Origin of the sequence: Eikenella sp. Marseille-P7795 (genome assembly GCF_916618725.1) — a bacterium.
In the GTDB taxonomy this organism is placed as follows: domain Bacteria; phylum Pseudomonadota; class Gammaproteobacteria; order Burkholderiales; family Neisseriaceae; genus Eikenella; species Eikenella longinqua.
On the sequence record NZ_CAKAJZ010000016.1, the window covers coordinates 1 to 850 of the forward strand.

Consider the following 850-nt stretch of genomic DNA (forward strand, 5'->3'; position numbering starts at 1 on the left):
CCTGCGGCGAATGCCAGGCCTGCCGCGACATCGACGCCGGCCGCTTTGTGGATCTGCTCGAAATCGACGCCGCCTCCAACACCGGCATCGACAACATCCGCGAAGTGCTGGAAAACGCCCAATACGCCCCCACCGCCGGCAAATACAAAGTCTATATCATCGACGAAGTGCACATGCTCTCCAAATCGGCCTTCAACGCCATGCTCAAAACCCTGGAAGAGCCGCCTGAGCACGTGAAATTCATCCTCGCCACCACCGACCCGCACAAAGTGCCCGTTACCGTGCTCAGCCGCTGCCTGCAATTCGTGCTGCGCAACATGACCGCCCAGCAGGTATCGCAACATTTGGCGCACGTGCTAAACAGCGAACACATCGCCCACGAGCCCGCCGCCCTCGCCCTCATCGGCCGTGCCGCCGCCGGCTCCATGCGCGACGCCCTCAGCCTGCTCGACCAGGCCATCGCCATGGGCTCCGGCAGCGTAAACGAAGCCGACGTGCGCCAAATGATCGGCGCCGTCGATCAGCGCTATCTTTATGCCCTGCTGCAAGCCGCCGCCGCCCAAGACGGCGCCGCCCTGCTTGCCACCGCGCAGGAAATGGCCGGCCGCGCCATCGGCTTCGACAGCGCCCTAAGCGAGCTCGCCCTACTGCTGCAAAAGCTCGCCCTGTTCAAAACCGTGCCCGCCGCCATCCCCGCCGACGACCCCGAATACTCCACCCTGCAACAGCTCACCAAGCAGCTGGGCGACGAACAAATCCAGCTCTACTACCAATGCCTCATCCACGGCAAGCAAGACCTCCCGCTCGCCCCCGACGAATACGCCGGCTTCGTCATGACCCTGCTGCGCCT

The 850-nt window shown here is 63.9% G+C and carries 1 protein-coding gene; it reads left to right on the plus strand.

The features are described 5' to 3' along the window. Nucleotides 1-850 (plus strand): DNA polymerase III subunit gamma/tau (gene dnaX / locus LG371_RS12175; protein ID WP_225748638.1); only part of this gene is annotated, 850 nt, incomplete at both ends.